Here is a 20526-nt window from a genome sequence, read left to right as displayed (position 1 = left end):
TGCCTAAGCGTTAAATGGATCAGGAAGTTTTGGTGTAATCGGCTGGACGACGACCGCTGTTCCATAGACAAAGAGTTCAGATGCACCTTGAGCGATATTTGAGGTCGAGAAGCGGATTCCGACAACAGCATTGGCACCTAAACCTCGTGCTTTATCAATCATACGTTGAGTTGCTTCTTGACGAGATTCTTCAAGTAATTCTGTATAACCTGTCAGTTCACCACCCACGATGTTTTTCAAACCAGCCATAAGGTCACGACCAACGTGTTTACTACGAACGGTGCTGCCATAAACAACATCTAACTGACGTAAAATAGTATGCCCGGGCATAGATTCTAAACTGCTTAATAACATGGTATTTGTCTAAATCATTGATATGCTATCTTTGAAGATAAGAAAAATTTGCATGTGTTGCAATAAAAAAGCTCACCGAAGTGAGCTTTTAAACCGAAAATAATCAAAATTATTGAGCGGCGTGAATTTGTGCGCTAGAAGGTTGTGGATTTACAGTTTCACTTGTATTGGCTTTTAAACCACCACCAAGCGTTTTATAGAGTTCCACTTGGCTATTTAAGTTCGCTTGTTGTAACAACAATAAACCTTGCTCAGCCGAATATGCTGAACGTTGCGCATCTAATACGGTTAGGTAACTATCAATACCTGCACGGAAGCGAGCATTAGAAAGTTTATAAGTCGTATTTGTTGCTTCAACTAGACGACGTTGAGCTGTTAAACGATCACCAATATTGGCACGCGTTGCAAGTGCATCATTCACTTCACGGAAAGCAGACTGTACTGACTTTTCATAGTTAGCAAGTGCAATTTTTTGATCCGTTTCAGAAATCTTCACATTCGCTTTGCGTGTACCCCAATCAAAGATTGGCATGTTAATACTTGGTCCAATAGACCATAACGCATTTCCTGATTTGAATAAATCACTCAAGTCAGTTGATGCATAACCTGCCGAACCAGTCAAACTAATGGTTGGGAATAATTGTGCTTTTGCTGCACCAATATTCGCACCAGCAGCACTGAGTTGATATTCGGCAGCTTTCACGTCAGGACGATTATTTAACAAATCACTTGGTAAGCCTGCACTTAACGCATTTTGCTGAGTGATACGAGTCACTTGTTGTTGAGGCAGCAAGTTCTGAGGAACAGGCTGGCCAACAAGCAAGTTCAACAAGTTTTGTGCTTGAGCAATTTGTGTTTTATAGTTCGCCACATCATTACGCGCAGTTTCAACCGAAATTTGTGCTTGACGCACAGGAATTTCGCTATCGATGCCCACATCAAAACGTTTCTTGTTCAAGTTAAACGAATCTTGTTGTGCTTTGAGCGTTTGATCGGCAAGTTTAAGTTGCGCACTTGCAAATGAATAATTCAACCAAGCTTGAGTGACTTGGCTGATTAAACTGATTTGCGTTGCATCACGTGAACTTTGAGTTGCAAGATAACCGTCTAAAGCCGCATCTTTTAAGCTGCGTACGCGTCCCCAGAAATCAAGCTCATAAGAGGTGAGACCTAAACCAACTTGATAAGTTGAATAAGGATTATTCGGATCACGAGAAGGGCTGACTTGGCGCACAGCACTACCGCTTGCTCCGATTGTTGGCAATTGATTATTTTCTGAGATTTGATATTGCTGTTGAGCTTTTTGGATATTCAATGCAGCAGTACGTAAATCGCGGTTATTAGCAAGAGCCAAATCAATGACCTGTAATAAACGTTGGTCAGCAAAAAAGTCTTTATAACCTTGTTCAGCAATTGATTTTCCAGAAGCATTACCATAAGACGCGTAGCTTTCAGGAGTATTTGTGTTCACAACAGGCTCTGGCCCGCGCATACTTTGGCAGGCAGCCAAAGAGAGCGCGAGTGCAGAGATTGCAATGCCACGACTGGAAATAGACCAAACAGTTTGCATCACGATCAATGCTCCTGAGTATTTAAAGTTTTAGGTTTGTACTTAAAGATACTACGAATCCACACGAAGAACACAGGGATGAAGAAGATACCTAAAAGTGTTGAAGAAATTACACCACCAAGTACACCATAACCGACTGAGTGCTGACTACCAGCACCAGCACCGCTTGCTAAGGCTAATGGTAAAACACCAAAACCAAAAGCAAGTGTAGTCATGATAATTGGACGTAAACGCATTTTTGCAGCATGTAAGGTTGCATCAAATAGATCTTCACCTTGCTCCTGCAATTCTTTAGCAAATTCTACAATTAAAATTGCATTTTTGGCAGAAAGACCTATGACTGCTACGATCGCGACTTGGAAGTAAATATTAAAGGACAGGTTTGGATCGCCCTTAATCACCATACCCAACCATGTCAATGTAAAGGCACCAATAATACCTAAAGGTACAACTAACAATACAGAAATTGGAATCGCCCAACTTTCATATAATGCAGAAAGACATAGGAAGACGATCAATAACGAAAGAATCAGTAAAGGAAGTGTCTGATTACCAGAATCACGTTCTTCTAAAGATAAACCTGTCCATTCATAGTCGAAACCTTGTAAGCCCATTGATGGTAACTTTCCAATGATTTCTTCCATTGCCAACATTGCATCACCAGAGCTGACACCTTGTGCAGGTGTACCTTGAATGTTGACAGATGATACGCCGTTATAACGTTCTAAACGTGGTGAACCATACGTCCATTCGCCTTTAGCAAATGCTGAGAATGAAACCATTTGGCCTTTGTTATTGCGTACATACCATTTGTTTAGGTCTTCGGGCATCATGCGAGTATCTGCTTCACCTTGGACATAAACTTTTTTGACACGACCACGGTCAACAAAATCATTGATATAAGAGCCACCCCAAGCCATGCTCATGGTGCTGTTAATATCACTAATACTGACACCCATTGCGCCAGCTTGCGCTTGATCAACAGTGATTTTGTATTGAGGTGTATCTTCTTGACCGTTCGGACGAACACCTGCAAGACGTTTGTCTTGTGATGCCATACCTAAAATTGCATTTCTTGCCGCAATCAGTTTTTCATGACCTTGACCACTGACATCTTTCAACTGGATATTAAATCCTGATGATACGCCTAATTCTGGCATAGCAGGCAATTGTAATGGCATGATGTAAGAAGCATCCTTTACAATCATATTGAGTGCCATACCACGCTGAATAATCGCACCAATTTGTGATTCAGGTGTGGTACGTTCGCTCCAGTCCTTCAATTTAATGAAGGCGAGACCCGCATTTTGACCGACCCCAGTGAACGAGAAACCAGAAACGGTAAAGATCGAATCAACATGATCTTTTTCCTTATGCAGGAAGTAATCGGTCATTGTGGTAATAACTTTATCAGTACGTTCTAAGCTAGCGCTTGGCGGCAACTGAACTAAAGTCATAACTACGCCTTGGTCTTCTTCTGGTAAGAAAGAAGATGGCAACACTTTGTATAGACCAACCAAACCAGCAATCACTACGATATAAATGATCCCAGAGAAAATCTTATGGTGTGTCATACGATTGACACCACCTTGATATTTCACTGATAGTTTATCGAAGCTACGGTTAAACCAACGAAAGAAGCGTGCAAAAATATTGTTGCTTTCTGGCTTGTTTGGATCGTGTTGTTTTAACAACGTTGCACAAAGGGCAGGGGTAAAGGTTAATGCAACGATTAAAGATAAAATCATTGCAGTGACTAAAGTGATTGAGAACTGGCGATAAATAACCCCAGTTGTACCACCAAAAAATGCCATTGGTACGAATACCGCTGTTAATACACTGGTAATACCAATTAAAGCACCAGAAATCTGACTCATTGACTTTTCAGTTGCAGGTACAGGTTCTAAGTGCTCTTCTTGCATCACACGTTCGACGTTCTCGACGACGACAATCGCATCATCAACTAATAGACCGATGGCAAGTACCATTGCGAACATGGTGAGCGTATTGATCGAAAAGCCAAAGATATTAATTACGGCAAATGTTCCCAATACCACCACGGGTACAGCAAGCGTTGGAATAATGGTTGCGCGCCAGTTCTGTAAGAACAGGAACATCACAATAAATACAAGAATAACTGCTTCAATCAGCGTATGAACTACACTTTCAATCGAAAGTTTAACAAAGGGTGTTGTGTCATAAGCAAGTTTGTCTTTTAAACCTGTTGGATAGTTATTACGAAGCTCTGATAAACGTTTCTCAACAGCTTTTGCTGTATCAAGTGCATTTGCTCCTGTTGCAAGTTTGATTGCAACACCACCCGCAGGATTACCATTAAACTTAGAATCGAATTGATAATTATCCGAGCCTAATTCAACACGTGCCACATCACTCAAGCGAACTTGTGCGCCAGCAGCCGTATTTTTCAGGAAAATGTTTTTAAACTGTTCAGGTGTTTGCAACATACTTTGTGCATTGACAGTCGCATTTAAAATTTGACCCTGAACTGCTGGAGCACCACCTAATTGACCTACTGCAACTTGAGCGTTTTGTGAACGTATAGCCGCAGCAACATCTGAAGGTGTGAGATTAAAGCTAGTCAGTTTCGCTGGATCTAACCAGATACGCATTGCATAAGAACCACCAAATACAGTGACTTCACCGACACCTGCAACACGACTAAGTGGTTCAGAGATGTTTGAGTTTACATAGTCTTTAATATCTGATCCAGTTAAGCTGCCATCTGGCGAGTAAAATGCAACAACTTGCATAAAACTTGCACCAGACTTAGTCACTCGTACCCCTTGACGTTGTACATCTTCAGGTAATAGTGCTGTAGCTGATTGAAGTTTGTTTTGAACTTGAACTTGAGCAATATCTGGATCAATACCTTGTTCAAAGTTTAAATTGATAGATGCTTGACCATTACCTGCACTGTTTGAAGAAATATAACGTAAGCCATCCAAACCATTCATTTGTTGTTCGATGATTTGGGTAACTGTATTTTCAACTGTTTCAGCAGATGCCCCAGGATAAGTTGCGGAAATCGTTACCGTGGGGGGAGCAATTGTTGGATATTGCGCAACGGGCATTTTTGTCAGCGTGAGGATACCCGCCAACATAATGACCAACGCAATCACCCATGCAAAAATCGGGCGATGGATAAAAAATTGAGCCATGCAATCTACCCCTTAAGCTTGTGAAGTAGCTTTTTGTTCAGCTTTTGGTGAATTGACTTGCTTTTGTTCGCTTGCCTGAGGAGCAGCATTCTGATCTTGTTGTGCTTTTGCTTGTGGTTGATAAGGCTTAGCAGAAACTTCCTGCCCTTCTTTGACCTTAGCAACGCCATCGACTACAACTTTATCACCAACTTTTAGGCCTTCAGTCACAATCCAATCTTGACCTTTTACGCCGACTGTTGTGATAGGGCGAGTTTCAATTGCACCTTTCGCATTTACGATCAGTGCGATTGCTTGACCTGTTGGTAAACGTGTTACAGCCGCTTGAGGAATCAAGTAAGCATTCGGTAGAACTGCTTGAGAAATTTTTGCAGTTGCATACATACCTGGTAATAACAGATGATTTGGGTTTGGGAATACCGCACGTAAAGTCACTGTACCAGTTTCTGGGTTAACACTAGCGCCAGAGAATGCAAGTTGTCCTTCTAATGGATAATCTGAACCATCTTCAAGTGTAATTTTGACCCGAGTATTGTTGCTATTGTCTAAACTACCTTTGCTAAGTTGCTGGCGCAGACGCAATAGTTCAGCACTTGATTGATTGATATCAACATAGATTGGGTCAAGTTGTTGAATTGTCACTAATGGATCTGCTTGATTTGCTGTAACTAAAGCACCAGAGGTAACTGATGAACGACTCGATTGTCCTGAAATAGGTGCTCGAACAGTTGAGTAACCTAAATTAATTTCAGCATTTTTAAGCGCTGCTTGTGATGCTGCGACATCTGCTTCAGCGAGTTGAACTTGAGCATTGATATCATCATATTCTTGTTTAGAAACAGCATTAGTTCCAACCAATTGACGATAACGACCTTCTTTCACACGTAGCGCATTTAGATTTGCTTGCTGACGCAATAAAGTTGCTCGAGCACTATCAGCAGTTGCACGATTTGTATTCGCATCAATTTCATAGAGTGCTTGACCTGCTTGTACATAACTGCCTTCAGCAAATAAACGCTTTAAAATGACACCGCCTGTTTGTGGACGAACTTCTGAAATTTGATATGCAGATGTTCGACCCGAAAGTTCAACGTTTTGTTCAACGCTTTGTGGTTGTGCAACGATGACACCGACTTCTGGAGGTGGCATTTTTTGTGCAGCAGCAGTTTGCTGTGCATTTTTAGGATCTTTGCTACAACCAACAAGCGCAATGCTTGTTGCTAATGCGCAAGCAGTCAGGGCAGGTGCCCAAAGCTTAGCCGACATCATTATTCCACCTCAATTTAGATTTCTTATCTAAAAACAAATTATTGCTGAAATTGCTTTGATACAGCCAAAACCAAAGCAATGAAGTCCAAACCAATCCAATTCCCCAACCCGTAAGTACGTCAGTCGGAAAGTGAACCCCCGCGTAAACTCTAGATATCCCCATGAAAATAAACCATAACGTAGATACTAAAATGACACTCGTGCGATATTTATGTTGCTGAAGCAATAACATCATTAAACTCGCAAGGGTTGCTGCATAAAGGCTATGGGCACTTGGGAATGATGCGCCATAGCTTTGAACTAAGTGATAAAACTCCAAGGGTCTTGGTCGATCAATACTCCATTTCAGAAGCCAACCAATCACAATACTTCCACCCACACTCAAAGTGATAAAAATCACATTCTTATAGTTTTTAATCCAAGTTTGATAAAGACACAAAAAAGTGGTTAAAAATAATAAAAATGGCATCCCACCTAACAGAGAAAGTAGAATTGTCACGTTGTTAAGCATCAATGAACGGTGTTCAAAAAAAGCTTGAACACTAAAAAGGTCTAGATTTGATGTGTTTGGAAAAATGAACCCAATCACACCCAATCCTAAAAAAAAGCAACCAATACAAAGCAGTAGGTACGGCATGCGAACCTCATTTTTTGCTTAACCATTGTTCAGGGTTATCGAATGTTTTAAAGTGTACTCGTGAGTACACTTTTGGTCAAGTCTTGAAATTTTATGATAATTTCATTTTCATATTTTTATAAGCTTCATTAAAAAAACATAACAAAATTCGATTAATGTCTCATTTTTTGCTCAGTTTTATTTTGTTCTTCTAAGTGTACAGGTTGGCTAGGGGGCCAAAAAAAGTCACTTGGTCGAGTTAAGAAATGAGTCATCACTAATTTTGCGAGTGGTTTCCATTGAGCGAAGCGGACGCGGCGGGCACGAAGTGCAACAATAATTGTCAAGGTAAAGCTGACAAATAAGTTAGTCAGGCCGATTAGCATAACCCCTAAAAAAGACACGATGATTAAACCAATATCAGGGCTACCGATGGTCATAAGACCTTGAATAAAATTGGCAGAGGCAAAGGCAATATGTCGAATATCTAAAGGTAAACCAAGAATAAAACCAATCGTCCCCATACTGCCAAGCATGATGCCAAAAAGAAAATTACCAGCCAAAGCCCCAAGATTGGTTTCAATATAATTGGCAAATTTATCTAAACGCTGTTGTCCCATCCAGCGTTTCAAACGCTGGTGTTGTTTTAAGCGAGGACCAACCTTTCGGTAGATCGCCAAATTATCGAAGTAGCCTGCAAGTAGTCCTGAGAAAAATAAGCATATTCCAGCAATTGCAGCATGGGGTACAGCTAACGAAGTAAACGGATTTAGATCATGTAAGGTTTTGCTTGCTTTTGTTGATGAAAGCAAAGGTTCATGTAGATTGTATTGCCATAAAAAAGTAATTAAAGCTGCTACTGGTATAGCAATCGAAATGTTACCGAGGATAGCAATAAATTGAGTTCGAATAATGTTGATAATCAGAGCAGCCAATTCAGCAATTTGAGCTGTTTTACTGCCTTTCTGATGTTGTACTGTTGCAGCAAGTGCTGCCGCTGTCATCGCGGGTTGCTTAGTCGCAACGGTAAAGTGTAAGACATGGATAAGCATGAAGCCTAATGCATAATTCATACTATATAAAAATGCATGTGTAAAAGGTGCGAGCACTAAACGAGCAGTCAAAATCTTTAAAGTGGCCATCGTTGCGATAATTGCACCAGCACCAGCTGCTGCTTTATACATACCCAAAAAGCCAGCTTTATCAGTGCTTACATAATGTTCACCTGTTTTACTCGCATTTTCAGTGACCTGTAATGCAATCAGTTCACTGGTTGAACTGAGTAAATGACGAACACTTTTTTCATCATAATGTGCTTTGGTTAAGTCAGTGAGTAATTCACCCAGTGCAAGATAGCGTACCTCATTTTTACTTGCCAATAAGCTCAATAAAAGTTCAATACGATCAATTGCTTGCTCAAGTAGAGACAATAAATAGGTTAAGCTAACACTCACACCAATACGTTTAGTTGCACGGCGAATTTTGAGCACAACTTCACGACATTGATCTAGCATCACGAATGCCTGAGATGCATCAGGTGGTGGCATTACAACAACAGCATCTTGATCATCAATTTGTTTTTTATATTTTTCGATGAACTCAACAATTTCTCGATTTTGAACTAAGAAGGGAGATTCATATTCAATAATATCTGGCTGAGCATTAATAAATTCAGGATATAAACCTATACCGCTGATTCGATAAGACAAAACGGTAATCGCTTTGATTAACTCATTTTTAGAAATTTGTTTTTCAATCGTATTACTTTGGTTTTCGGCTAACAGATTAAATAAAGTGATCCAGTCTTGATTCTCAATCAGATCAAGCCATTGACTATCTGTTTCTTGGTGAAATACTTTCCTAATAAGAGTCTTTAACTGCTGACCATCTTCAACCAATGGAAGAAAGTGCGCGCCAAGGCGTTGACTCAGCTGATTCCAAAAGCCATCTAATGAAAGAATACCACTATCAGCATACAAGCTAATCTGTTTGTATTGGCTAATCAGTTTGAGTAAGAAATTTTGTAATAGGAGTGCAGACGTCGGCGTCAATAATAATATTTTGATGAAGCCCTGAATCTGTTGTTTAACTTCGTCCGCATCCTTTGGATTCTTTGGTCGTAAGCAGTTAATTAATTCGATGATAATATTTTCATCTAAAACAGCTTGGTTTTGATCAAGCTGTTCCTGCATTTTTAAAAATAAATCAGATAAAGTTAAATGCATAGGCACTCATAAAATTATTGAAGTCGATGTAAGGCCATTAAGGTCAAATTAATCAGTGCTTGGCGATATTCATTATCTGGTAGCGCTTTAAGCGCCTCTAAAGCTGCATCCGTTTCTTGTTGGGCACGTTTTTGACAGTAGTCTAAGCCGCCTGAGTTGTGAACAATTTCAATGACTTTGTCCAAATGCTCGATACCACCTGTCGCGATACTGCGACGAATAATCGCATGATCATCTCCAGTTGAATGAGCTAATGCTGAAATTAACGGTAAAGTCGGTTTACCTTCCATTAAATCATCACCAATATTTTTACCTAATGTGTCGGCATCAGAGGTGTAGTCCAAAATATCATCAATAATTTGGAAGGCATTACCAAAATGACCAGCAAAACGACGCAAAGGCTCTCGATATTCTTCAGTGCCAGCTAAAATTGCTGCACCTTCTGTTGCAAGCTCAAATAAACGCGAAGTTTTACCGTGAATAATTCTGAGATAGGTTTCTTCAGTGGTATCAGGTTGATGTTGTGATTGTAGTTGAAGGACTTCACCTTCAGCAATTTCACATGTTCCAGCTGAGAAATCTTTCAATAAAGTCATGTTGCCGAGGTCGACCAATAAATCAAAAGCACGTGCAATTAAAAAGTCACCGACTAAAACCGCAGTTTGGTTATTCCAAGTGGCATTTGCGGTTGGGCGACCACGGCGTAAGTTGGATTCATCAACGACATCATCATGCACCAAGGTCGCTGTATGCAGCATTTCGATAATGGCAGCTAAGTGTTGAGCTTGTTCCATATTTGCGATATTACAAGCACGAGCGGCAAGTAAGCACATGATTGGGCGCATGCGTTTACCGCCAGCTTCAACCACATGTTTACTGACAGACATAACAAGACCAACTTTAGAACTTATACCTTCATTGATAAGGTGATCCATCGCAGCAAAATCTGTCGCAACAGGGGAGAGAATGTCTTGCTTGAAATCGATAACCATATGAAGGAAAACCTCGTATAGGTGGATAATGTTGCCAAGTGTATCAATTAATTTATTGCTAAACAGTTATACAAGTCATGTAATCTGTGATTTACAACAAGACGGTGAGTTTTTTGGTTTTAATTTAGGCAAAAAAAGAAATTCTCTACCAACCGTTATCACTCTACTTATGACTTTGTAAAAACACAGTTTGTTATTGTCGCAATTTGTTTTAAAAAATGTATTTCAAATTTTGATCAGAATCAATCAAAACAAGCCGACATCAATCTAATTGATTTCATTAAAAAATCCAAGCAACTTATCAATATCTTTGCATTTGTGCAAAATGACTTGTTGTTTGATCAGTTTTCACTTAAAATTTGTCCCCTTGTATAACCCCAGTGGCGTTCGTTTTAAGCTCGGTATATCCCTTTATCGACACGACGACACGGGCATGTTGGAGTACATTATGTACGCAGTAATCCAAAGCGGTGGTAAACAGCACCGTGTTGTTGAGGGTGAAACCCTTAAAGTAGAATTGTTGAAAGCAGAAACTGGTTCAACTATTACGTTTGATGACGTATTGATGGTTGTTAACGGTGACAGCATTCAAATCGGTGCTCCAGTAGTAGCTGGCGCAAAAGTAACTGCAGAAGTAGTTGGCCATGGTCGTCACGACAAAATCCGCATCATCAAAATGCGTCGTCGTAAACACTACCGTAAGCAACAAGGTCACCGTCAATGGTTTACCGAGTTGAAAATTACTGGTATCGCAGGCTAACTCAGGAGTAAATAGACATGGCAACTAAAAAAGCCGGTGGATCGACGAAGAACGGTCGTGATTCGAATCCTAAGATGTTAGGTGTTAAAGTTTACGGTGGTCAAACTGTAACTGCTGGTAACATCATCGTTCGTCAACGTGGTACAGAATTCCACGCTGGTGCAAATGTTGGTATGGGTCGTGACCATACTTTATTTGCTACTGCTGACGGCGTAGTAAAATTTGAAGTGAAAGGTCAATTTGGCCGTCGCTATGTAACTGTTGAAGCTTAAGCTTTAATGGTTCAAAAAAAACCCGCTTTTAGCGGGTTTTTTATTGCTCTTCATTTTGAAATAGATCATTAGTTCAGTACTTGCCAAACACACCCATTTTTAAGTCTTCATAGGCTTGTAGAATTTCTTCATAACTATTCATTACGAAAAAACCATGCCCATTAACAGGTTCCTGTAAAGGTGGAGCAGATAGAAATAAGATGTCGCAATTTTCTAAAGCGGTGATTGAAACATCGGTCTCAAAACTAGACATCATCGCGATGGCTTGTTCCTCTAAAAGGTCTTCATCTTCAGCAAATTGCGCCTTACCGCGACGTAAATAAACTAATGTTGTATCTCCATGAGCTGCTGGCAGAATAATTTGATGTCCTTTATTTAGATGAACATCAAATACATTCATTGGACTAAAGGTTTGAGCAATACCTTGAATATTTTCAAATTGCCCTGCAACAATACGGACATAACCAGCATCGTGTTCTAATAATATTTTTGGAATCGTATTATTCGATAAGCTTTGATAGCGAGGGCGTGACATTTTATCTTTAGCTGGTAAATTGACCCATAATTGCACCATTTCAAAATAGCCGCCTTGCTCTCTGAACTCTGGGCTGAAATGTTCAATATGCTGTACCCCAGAGGCAGCTGTCATCCACTGCACATCACCTTGTTTAATAATCCCCCCATGCCCAATTGAATCTTGATGCTCTAATTCCCCAGCAAAAACAAAGGTCACGGTTTCAAAACCACGATGAGGGTGTTCGTGGACACCTTTTTTATTACTTTTAGGTTCTAAAATACCAGGGCCAAGATGATCTAAGAGTAAAAAAGGTGAAGTAGTATTACCTAACTCTTGATAGGAAAATACGGAAAGAGCAGGATAAAAGTCACCGATGGCAAAGCGGGTATCATTACGGTGAATAAAGGCAAGGCTTTTCATTCGTTATACTTCTAAATGGAGCTTATAGTAGACTAACAAAATCTAATTTTTCGTCTAGCATGCTGTTGATAAACAGTTTCTTATTTCAGACACAATCATTAAAAATGTACGCTTCTTTAATCTTTATCGCTAAGCACTTTTATTATTACAATTTCTACATAAAGGCTGTAACTTCATACATAATGCAGAACTTTGCGACACGAATTACACAAAACCAATGCTTTTCTTCATTTTTTAAATGATCAAAAACAGTAAGATGTCGTCATAACAGTAAAAATCTGATAGAAGGTTCATTTTATGAATTTCGTAAAAAAAATCGCTTATGCAACAACTTTAAGTGTAGCTACACTTGCTCCTGTTGTGAGTAGTCAGGTATTTGCTGCACCCGTGGCTGCATCGACTCAGCAGGCGACGAATAGTTTGGTTCAACAACTCTCTGGCTTACAAAGATTCACAGCAGATTTTGAACAAAGTACCAAAGTAGCTGCGAGTAATAAAGCAGTTCAGAAAAAAGGTTTAACTGCACAACATATGAATCAGACTTTTAAAGGTTCAATGAAAGTTGAACGACCTGGAAAGTTTTATTGGGAAACCACAAGTCCTGCTAAACAAACGATTGTGACCACAGGTAAAGTAGTCTGGATTTATGATCCTGATCTTCAACAAGCAGTACGTCAAAGCTTGGATGATCAAATTGCGAATACCCCAGCGCTTTTACTGTCTGGGAATACCAATCAGATTATGCAATCTTATCGCGTAACGCAGCCTGATCGTAGTAAGCTTTATTATACTTTGTATCCAAAACAAGAGGATGGAGCATTCCAAAGTTTAACGATTAGTTTTGGTGCAAATAAGGCACCTAACTTAATGGTCTTACAAGATTCTTTAGGTCAAACAACAAATGTTCGCTTTACTAATGTAAAAGTTAATCCAACTATTCCTGCATCAGTATTTAATTTCACGCCACCGAAAGGTACGGATATTATTGATCAGTAATATTCTAAATACTCAAAGGGCTGCCATTACTGTGGCTCTTTGAGGTGAAATGTAGATACATTTCTTAATTTCATCTATAGGCAAGGCTTTGTATAGTTAAGAAAAACATCAGAGACTTGCATGACGATGAACTTTACACAATTATCAAAAATTATTCCGCTTCTTCCTATCCTGACGATTATTGCATTAACAGGTTGCCAACCTAAAAAAGATACAACTAATGAAAAGGACAAAGTAGATATTCCACTCATTCAAGCGAAAGTTATTGCAGTCAAAATACCCAAACAAAAAGTCTGTTTAGAAGATGGTTGTACCAAGTATAATTTACAAAATGTTGAAACCAATCAAAAATGGATTGATGAATATTTTCTCAATCGTATGAAAAAAGCAGAGCCAAATGCATTTTCTAATCTTGCTGATCAAAAAGTAAAAGTGCCTGCTGATCAACCATCGCTTAGTGAAAGCAGCACCTATGTGCGTTTCGTGGGGCAGAATTATAATTTAGCGACTTTTGCGATGCAGACTTATTCCTATTCTGCGGGTGCAGCGCATGGTATGTCGCATCAAGAATTTGTGAATTTTGATTTATCCAATAAGAAACACATCACCGTAAGTGAGCTAATCAAAGCGAATATGAATCAAAAACTTCGTGATGAGTTATATGCAGCTAATCAAAACTGGTTAGATGGTCACCAAATTAAGAAAGATCAATTGCAAGTCAGTGATAACTATTACTATGGCGTGAATGGAATTGTATTTGTTTATCCGCTGTATGAATTGGCTTCTTATGCGGAAGGGATGAGTGAGTTGACCTTGCCATATTATGAAGCGAAGCAATTCATTAAAGCTGAATATTTACCAAGCTTACCTAAAGAGCCAAATTAGTTGTTAGTCAGCATCTAAACATTGTTTATAGATGCTGATAGTTTATTGCCAATCGCTGTATTTTTTTAGGTTAAAGCCTTACACTATAGCCAGTTTTTTCTCTATTCATGATTGATTATGATCGACCCAAAATTACTCAGAAATAATATTGAAGCAGTCAATGCTGCTTTAGCAAAACGTGGTATTCAGCTTAATGCACAAGAGTGGGCTGATTTAGAAGTTCGCCGTAAAGATTTACAATCCAAAGCTGAAAATTTACAGGCTGAACGTAACGCTGGTGCAAAACAAGTTGGTCAAATCAAAAAGTCGGGCGGAGATGCATCTGAAATTATGGCACGTATGGCTGCCATTGGAGATGAAATCAAAGCTGCTGAAGTTGCGCTTGCTGAGTTGCAAACTGAACTAGAGCAAAAATCACTGGCGATTCCAAACTTACCTGATGAATCTGTTCCAGAAGGTAAAGATGAAAGTGATAACTTAGAAATCTTAAAGTGGGGCACACCACGTCAATTTGATTTTGAAATCAAAGATCATACCGATCTTGGCGAGTGGATGGGCGGTCTTGAGTTTGAAACAGCAACTAAATTAACAGGTTCACGTTTCAGCGTACTTAAAGGTCCTTTGGCACGTCTACAACGTGCGTTGACCCAGTTTATGTTAGATACACATACGCTTAAAAATGGTTATACCGAAGCGTATGTACCGTATTTGGTCAATGCGGATAGCTTGCGTGGTACAGGTCAATTACCAAAGTTTGAAGAAGATTTATTCAAGTTGCAAGGTGAAAAAGAATATTACCTGATTCCAACTGCTGAAGTGCCAGTCACCAACTTTGTGCGTGATGAAATTTTAGATGCAGATCGTTTGCCACTGAAATATGCAGCACATACACCATGTTTCCGTAGTGAAGCAGGTTCTTATGGTCGTGATACGCGTGGTTTGATTCGTCAACATCAGTTCGATAAGGTCGAAATGGTGCAAATTTCAAAACCAGAGCACTCAATGCAGGCACTTGAAGACCTAACTGCACATGCAGAGGGCATTTTGCAAGCACTTGGTTTGCCATATCGTAAGATTTTGCTCTGTGGTGGTGATATGGGCTTCGGTGCAGTCAAAACTTATGACTTAGAAGTATGGGTGCCAAGCCAAAATACCTATCGTGAAATCTCAAGTTGCTCAAACATGGGCGATTTCCAAGCACGACGTATGAAAGCACGCTACCGCGTAGATCAGAAGAAGATCGAATTAGTGCATACGTTGAATGGTTCAGGTTTAGCTGTAGGTCGTACTTTGCTTGCAGTGATGGAAAACTATCAACGTGCTGATGGTTCAATCGAAATTCCTGAAGTTTTACGTCCATATATGGGCGGTATTAGTTATATCGACTAAAATGCATCGAATTTGTGCATAGTTTTTGCTTTAACTCAATCAGATCTAAAAAATATAGAGGCGTATCGTGGAAATTTTCCCAATCTCTTTAAAGTTGCAGCAGCAACGTTGTCTGATTGTGGGTGGTGGGCATATTGCCTACCGCAAAGCAAACTTGTTAGTCAAAGCTGGTGCGATTATTGATGTGATTGCACCAGAGATTGAGCCTGATTTGCAACAATTAGTTGAGAAGTCACTGGGGCAATATATCCAAGCGCCTTTTTCTGTAAATATTTTAGCAACGCCATATCGCTTAGTGATTGCAGCGACAGATCAGCCTGATGTGAATAAAGCTGTCTTTGAGCAATGTGAGATACGTAATCTTCTCGTCAATAGCGTGGATGATATTCCAAATTGTCGTTTTATGGTGCCTGCAATTATTGATCGGTCACCACTCGTTATTTCTGTGGCTTCAAATGGAGCTTCACCTGTTTTATCACGTCAAATTCGTACACAGTTAGAAAGTTCTATTCCACATGGTATGGGTAAATTAGCTGAGTTTTCTGGTCAATGGCGTAAACAGGTGAAAGAAAAAATTGCGAATCCAGATGAGCGTCGTATTTTTTGGGAAAACTTATACGCAAGCCCACTAAAAGAACAAGTCTTTAATGACAATCTTGAGGTAGCAAATAATTTAATTGAACAAGCCTTAACAGAATGGACTGCACCGAAAGGTGAAGTCTATTTAGTGGGTGCGGGTCCCGGTGATCCAGAGTTGCTGACTTTAAAAGCATTACGTTTGATGCAACAAGCTGATGTGGTGATTTATGATCGTTTGGTTTCTGCACCGATCTTAGAATTGTGCCGCCGTGATGCTGAAAAAATTTATGTCGGTAAAGCACGTTCTAATCATTCAGTCCCACAAGATGGTATTAATGCTTTGTTGGTTGAATATGCGCAAAAGGGTAAGCGTGTTTGCCGCTTAAAAGGTGGTGATCCATTTATTTTTGGGCGTGGTGGCGAAGAGATTCAAGAATTAGTTGAAGCTGATGTTACATTTCAAGTTGTGCCAGGTATTACAGCGGCGTCTGGGTGTTCTGCTTATGCAGGTATTCCACTCACGCATCGTGATTACGCGCAAAGCGTACGTTTTTTAACAGGACACCTTAAAGAAGGATCACCAGAACTTCCTTGGAAAGAGCTAGTCTATGAAAACCAAACTTTGGTGTTATACATGGGCTTAGTCGGTTTAGAACGCATTTGTGAGCAACTGATTGCTCATGGTCAGCGTCCAAATATGCCAGTTGCGCTTATTTCCAAAGGTACTACGCCAGATCAAAATGTGGTTGTTGGAACTTTAGCGGATATAGCGACCAAAGTATCTGAGCATCATATCGTAGCACCGACTTTAACCATTATTGGTGAAGTGGTCAGTCTGCGTGAACAGTTAAAATGGCAATAAAATTCCATTATGGCGTTGTCATCATTCCAGATCTATTTAATAAATAGATTTGGAGAATTTAAATAGTAGAGAAAATTTGTGATTCATGTTGTCCTATACGAACCAGAAATACCTGCAAACACAGGTAATATTATTCGTTTGTGTGCCAATACAGGTGCTCAATTGCATTTAGTGAGACCTTTAGGTTTTGAACTAGACGATAAGAAATTGAAGCGAGCAGGTTTGGATTACCACGAATGGGCAAGAATGCAAATTTGGGATAATATCGAACTCTGTCTTGCCGATTTAAAAACCAAAGGTGTTGAGCATGTTTTTCCACTGACTACTAAAGGTACAGCGACACCGCACACCGTTGATCTTAATCGTCCTGTCGCTTTGCTGATGGGACCTGAAACAAGGGGTTTGCCTGAGCAAGTCCGTCTCATGTTTCCGCAAGAACAATGGATTCGTTTGCCGATGGCTGAGAACTCAAGAAGCTTAAACCTTTCTAATGCGACTGCGGTAATCGTCTATGAAGCTTGGAGACAACAGGGTTTTAAACAACTTTAATTCCTTTGGTTAGAGATCACCATACGGACTTGCAACAACTAAGGTATAACCATTCAGATATTTAAACCAAATCTCTCGATGGTGTGCGTTAGAGTTGTATTTTGGTCCTTCTAAAATTTCGATTTGATGAGTTTGTAATTTTTGAACAATCTCATCAATCTAAGTGCTTTCAAATCGCAATAAAACCCCATTTTCAATCAGCCGTTTGGGGTCACCGATATATGACTGGTCATGAGCTTGCCATTGGTGCAGTTGTAACACCACACGCTGCTCAAACAACAATTGTTCATATTCTCTGCCACCATGTCCGCTTTCTAAACCAAGTATTGTTTGATACCACTGACTGTTTTTTTCGACATCAGCTACTGCAATTAAAGGCTGTGGATACATACACACCTCACTGAATGATTAGAATTATTGTTCTTGTATTGCATCAAAACGTTGCTGTGCATAAATGACTTGTTCAATATTACTTTCTGCCCAGTCTTTTAATTGATATGCCATTTTTGCGACTTCTAAGCCGAGTGGGGTTAATGAGTAATCAACACGAATGGGTGCAGTATCTTGTACTTGTCTTGTAATAAATCCATCTCGTTCTAACATTTTTAGTTTTTGTGAAAGCACTTTTGGGGAAATACCCTGAATACTTTTTTTGAGTAAATTAAAATGCTGAGTTTCTTTTGCAAGTATATTGATGATCAACAAAACCCATTTATCTGCAATTTTTTCAAAAAATAATCGAGCAGGGCAATGTTGTTGATAAATATTATATTTTAATGCCTGATTCATGTTTTTAACTCTCGATTTATTCATTTAGCACACCTAGTTACCTATTGGTAACTAATTGACACCTAGTTTCTAAAATATATCATTAAATCGAACTTTTTAAAAAATTTTGGATCATCTCATGACAAAAATTGCAGTGGTTTATTTCTCTGGTTATGGTCACACCAAAGTAATTGCACAAACTTTTGCACAACCGATTGATGCTACATTAATTGAAATCGATCAGAACGGTGAAATTACAGAGCAAGACTGGCAAACGTTAAATGATGCCCAAGCGATTGTATTTGGTGCACCTACATATATGGGAACAGCACCTTGGCAATTTAAGAAATTTGCTGATGCTTCCTCAAAGGTATGGTTCACGCGTGGTTGGCAAGATAAAGTTTTTGCAGGTTTTACAAACAGTGCGAGTTTAAATGGTGATAAACAAGTGACATTAATTCAATTACAAACCTTAGCTTCTCAGCATGGTGGTATTTGGGTGAGTTTAGGTTTACTTCCAGCCAATACCAAAGCTGCAAAACGCGAAGATGTGAATAATTTAGGCGGTTCTGTTGGTTTACTGGTTCAATCACCTTCTGATGCGAGTGTAGATGAGATTCCAACAGGGGACTTAGAAACAGCGAAGCTGTATGCGGAACGTGTTAAATCAATTGTTGAAAAACTGCACAGCTAAGTTTTTGAGTTAATAAAAAGGCGCATTTAGCGCCTTTTTAGATTTAGATGATTTTATTCGTGTTCATTGTGTTGAGGGGCATTATATTTAAAGCCTTTGGTTTTATAGCCTAAATATAAAACACCAAACATTGCCCACCATAAACCATATTTCAGCGCGGTCTCTTCAATTTCTAACCACATTGCAAAAACGCTCAGAAAGCCTAGCAATGGAATAATAACAAAGTTGAAGATATCTTTGATATTTTTGGTTCGACCATCACGCAGTGCATAGCGAGAAATTACTGAGAGATTTACAAAAGTAAATGCAATCAAAGCACCAAAGCTGATCATTGAAATCACAATATCCAAACTCATGCGTCCAGCAGCTAAGGCGACAATACCGACAATGATAATGTTATAAGAAGGGGTGAAGTTCTTTGGGCTAATATGACCAAAGATTTTCTTATTAATGACACCATCTCGTCCCATTACATACATTAAACGAGATACGCCGGCATGAGCCGAAATACCAGATGCCATGACAGTCACAATTGCAAACGCTAAAACGTAAGACTGGAACAGCGAACCACCCACCAATAATAAAATATCTGGCTGTGTTGCAGCGACATCTTGGAAATAGCTCTTTGGATCATTAGGGAAATAGATTTGCATAAAGTAGGTGCTGATAATAAAAATTACACCTGCGAATAATGCAGTCAAGAAAATCGCTTTTGGTAAGGTCTTTTCAGTATCTTTGGTTTCTTCTGCAAGAGAGCTTAGAGAATCAAAACCTGTAAATGAAAAGCACAGTAAAGTCGCACCTGTAATTAACGCACCAATAGAGGTTAGCTCATTCCAGAATGGCTGTAAGCTCCAAAGTTGATAGCGTGTTTCTGCAGTAATCGGACCTTCTGCGTTATACCCCATTTGTAGTTTGTTATAAACTAAATAGGTGAATACACCAATGACGATCAGTTGAACTAAAACAATCAAGCTATTAAAGTTTGCAACAAAACGAGCGCCACGTAAATTAACGCCAGTCATAAAGGCTGTTAATACAATTACCCAAATCCAATGATTTACATTTGGAAATAAGGCTTCAAGATAAATTCCTGCCAAGATAATATTTACCATTGGCGATAGTAAATAATCAAGCCAAGAAGACCAGCCCACCATAAAGCCAACATTGGGATGGATTGATTTTTGTGCGTACGTATAAGCCGATCCTGAAGATGGATAGCGGCGAATCATATGCCCATAGCTTAGCGATGTAAACAAAATCGCAATCAATGCCACAATATAAGAGGTTGGAACATGATGATGGCTTTCTTCTGATACCAGACCGAAAGTGTCAAACAAGGTCATCGGTTGAATATAGGCCAAGCCAATAATGATAATGTGCCAGAGACCAAGCGTTTTTTGTAGTTTAGCTACCGATGGAGTCCCAGAAGTATTTGTCAACGGCGTTATCCTCATAATCGTTGATCAAGGATCAGCTATGGTTTAAGGATCATTTGAGACGAAAATGATCCCTGCTACAGAAAATAGAAGTGCGCCAATTTATCGTAGTTTGTTATAAATTGTCAGTACTTTTATGCTTGTTTTAGCAATTTTTTTGCCAAATAGGTAGACAAATAGATGAATAAAGA

General features: G+C 39.4%; 18 protein-coding genes and 1 pseudogene. 8 read left to right on the top strand and 11 right to left on the bottom strand.

Annotated features, from left to right (window positions below):
* Nucleotides 1–3: 3 nt before the first annotated feature.
* The 7 genes from O1450_RS11410 to sdsA all read right to left on the bottom strand — a co-directional run bounded on the left by O1450_RS11410 (nt 4) and on the right by sdsA (nt 10205).
* Nucleotides 4–354, bottom strand: a complete 351-nt coding sequence (locus tag O1450_RS11410) for a YbjQ family protein (protein ID WP_269228504.1) — start codon at nt 352–354, stop codon at nt 4–6.
* Between the two features lie 109 nt (nt 355–463).
* Nucleotides 464–1924, bottom strand: coding sequence for a multidrug efflux RND transporter AdeIJK outer membrane channel subunit AdeK (gene adeK, locus O1450_RS11405; protein ID WP_269230466.1), 1461 nt, complete (start codon nt 1922–1924; stop codon nt 464–466).
* A gap of 5 nt (nt 1925–1929) precedes the next feature.
* A complete protein-coding gene (adeJ, locus tag O1450_RS11400; protein ID WP_269228503.1) occupies nt 1930–5103 on the bottom strand; it encodes a multidrug efflux RND transporter permease subunit AdeJ in 3174 nt (1057 codons plus the stop codon).
* Between the two features lie 12 nt (nt 5104–5115).
* A complete protein-coding gene (locus tag O1450_RS11395; RefSeq protein WP_269228502.1) occupies nt 5116–6372 on the bottom strand; it encodes an efflux RND transporter periplasmic adaptor subunit in 1257 nt (418 codons plus the stop codon).
* Nucleotides 6359–7009, bottom strand: coding sequence for a phosphatase PAP2 family protein (locus O1450_RS11390; protein WP_269228501.1), 651 nt, complete (start codon nt 7007–7009; stop codon nt 6359–6361). Before O1450_RS11390 ends, O1450_RS11395 begins: the two co-directional genes overlap by 14 nt.
* 152 nt (nt 7010–7161) lie before the next feature.
* Nucleotides 7162–9213: a site-specific recombinase gene (locus O1450_RS11385; RefSeq protein WP_269228500.1), complete on the bottom strand. Its 2052-nt coding sequence runs from the start codon at nt 9211–9213 to the stop codon at nt 7162–7164.
* A 14-nt stretch (nt 9214–9227) separates the two neighbouring features.
* Nucleotides 9228–10205 (bottom strand): All-trans-nonaprenyl-diphosphate synthase, encoded by a 978-nt coding sequence (gene sdsA / locus O1450_RS11380; protein WP_269228499.1) that lies wholly within the window; start codon nt 10203–10205, stop codon nt 9228–9230.
* A gap of 448 nt (nt 10206–10653) precedes the next feature.
* On the opposite strand from sdsA, the gene rplU reads away from it, so the two are divergent.
* Nucleotides 10654–10965: a 50S ribosomal protein L21 gene (gene rplU, locus O1450_RS11375; RefSeq protein WP_004664501.1), complete on the top strand. Its 312-nt coding sequence runs from the start codon at nt 10654–10656 to the stop codon at nt 10963–10965.
* A 17-nt stretch (nt 10966–10982) separates the two neighbouring features.
* On the top strand, nt 10983–11237 hold the full coding sequence (gene rpmA / locus O1450_RS11370) for a 50S ribosomal protein L27 (RefSeq protein ID WP_004640422.1): 255 nt from the start codon (nt 10983–10985) through the stop codon (nt 11235–11237).
* A 73-nt stretch (nt 11238–11310) separates the two neighbouring features.
* Here rpmA and O1450_RS11365 read toward each other — a convergent pair whose 3' ends face one another.
* A complete protein-coding gene (locus tag O1450_RS11365; protein WP_269228498.1) occupies nt 11311–12174 on the bottom strand; it encodes a pirin family protein in 864 nt (287 codons plus the stop codon).
* Between the two features lie 297 nt (nt 12175–12471).
* Between O1450_RS11365 and lolA the strand changes: the two genes are divergently transcribed.
* The 5 genes from lolA to O1450_RS11340 all read left to right on the top strand — a co-directional run bounded on the left by lolA (nt 12472) and on the right by O1450_RS11340 (nt 17434).
* Complete coding sequence (lolA, locus tag O1450_RS11360; protein WP_004664497.1) at nt 12472–13170, top strand: outer membrane lipoprotein chaperone LolA; 699 nt, start codon at nt 12472–12474, stop codon at nt 13168–13170.
* A gap of 120 nt (nt 13171–13290) precedes the next feature.
* Nucleotides 13291–14055, top strand: coding sequence for an RsiV family protein (locus tag O1450_RS11355; RefSeq protein ID WP_269228497.1), 765 nt, complete (start codon nt 13291–13293; stop codon nt 14053–14055).
* Nucleotides 14056–14172: 117 nt separating this feature from the next.
* Nucleotides 14173–15444, top strand: a complete 1272-nt coding sequence (serS, locus tag O1450_RS11350; RefSeq protein ID WP_269228496.1) for a serine--tRNA ligase — start codon at nt 14173–14175, stop codon at nt 15442–15444.
* 67 nt (nt 15445–15511) lie between these two features.
* Nucleotides 15512–16885, top strand: coding sequence for a siroheme synthase CysG (gene cysG / locus O1450_RS11345; protein WP_241307165.1), 1374 nt, complete (start codon nt 15512–15514; stop codon nt 16883–16885).
* A 78-nt stretch (nt 16886–16963) separates the two neighbouring features.
* Entirely contained in the window at nt 16964–17434 is a 471-nt protein-coding gene (locus O1450_RS11340) for a tRNA (cytidine(34)-2'-O)-methyltransferase (RefSeq protein WP_004664488.1), read from the top strand.
* A gap of 9 nt (nt 17435–17443) precedes the next feature.
* On the opposite strand, the pseudogene O1450_RS11335 reads toward O1450_RS11340, so the two are convergent.
* Both O1450_RS11335 and O1450_RS11330 read right to left on the bottom strand, forming a co-directional pair.
* Nucleotides 17444–17824, bottom strand: a pseudogene (locus tag O1450_RS11335) (VOC family protein).
* A gap of 24 nt (nt 17825–17848) precedes the next feature.
* Nucleotides 17849–18223: a winged helix-turn-helix transcriptional regulator gene (locus O1450_RS11330; RefSeq protein ID WP_269230465.1), complete on the bottom strand. Its 375-nt coding sequence runs from the start codon at nt 18221–18223 to the stop codon at nt 17849–17851.
* Between the two features lie 118 nt (nt 18224–18341).
* Here O1450_RS11330 and O1450_RS11325 point away from each other — a divergent pair, with 118 nt between their 5' ends.
* The gene (locus O1450_RS11325; protein WP_004664484.1) at nt 18342–18896 is read left to right on the top strand and encodes a flavodoxin family protein; all 555 of its coding nucleotides are present in this window, start codon (nt 18342–18344) and stop codon (nt 18894–18896) included.
* Between the two features lie 53 nt (nt 18897–18949).
* Here the strand turns inward: O1450_RS11325 and O1450_RS11320 are convergent, their stop codons facing one another.
* Nucleotides 18950–20353 (bottom strand): APC family permease, encoded by a 1404-nt coding sequence (locus O1450_RS11320; protein WP_269228495.1) that lies wholly within the window; start codon nt 20351–20353, stop codon nt 18950–18952.
* Nucleotides 20354–20526: the final 173 nt, after the last annotated feature.

This window comes from Acinetobacter sp. TR11 (genome assembly GCF_027105035.1).
Classification (GTDB): domain Bacteria; phylum Pseudomonadota; class Gammaproteobacteria; order Pseudomonadales; family Moraxellaceae; genus Acinetobacter.
This window is presented reverse-complemented; position numbering and strand designations above follow the sequence as displayed.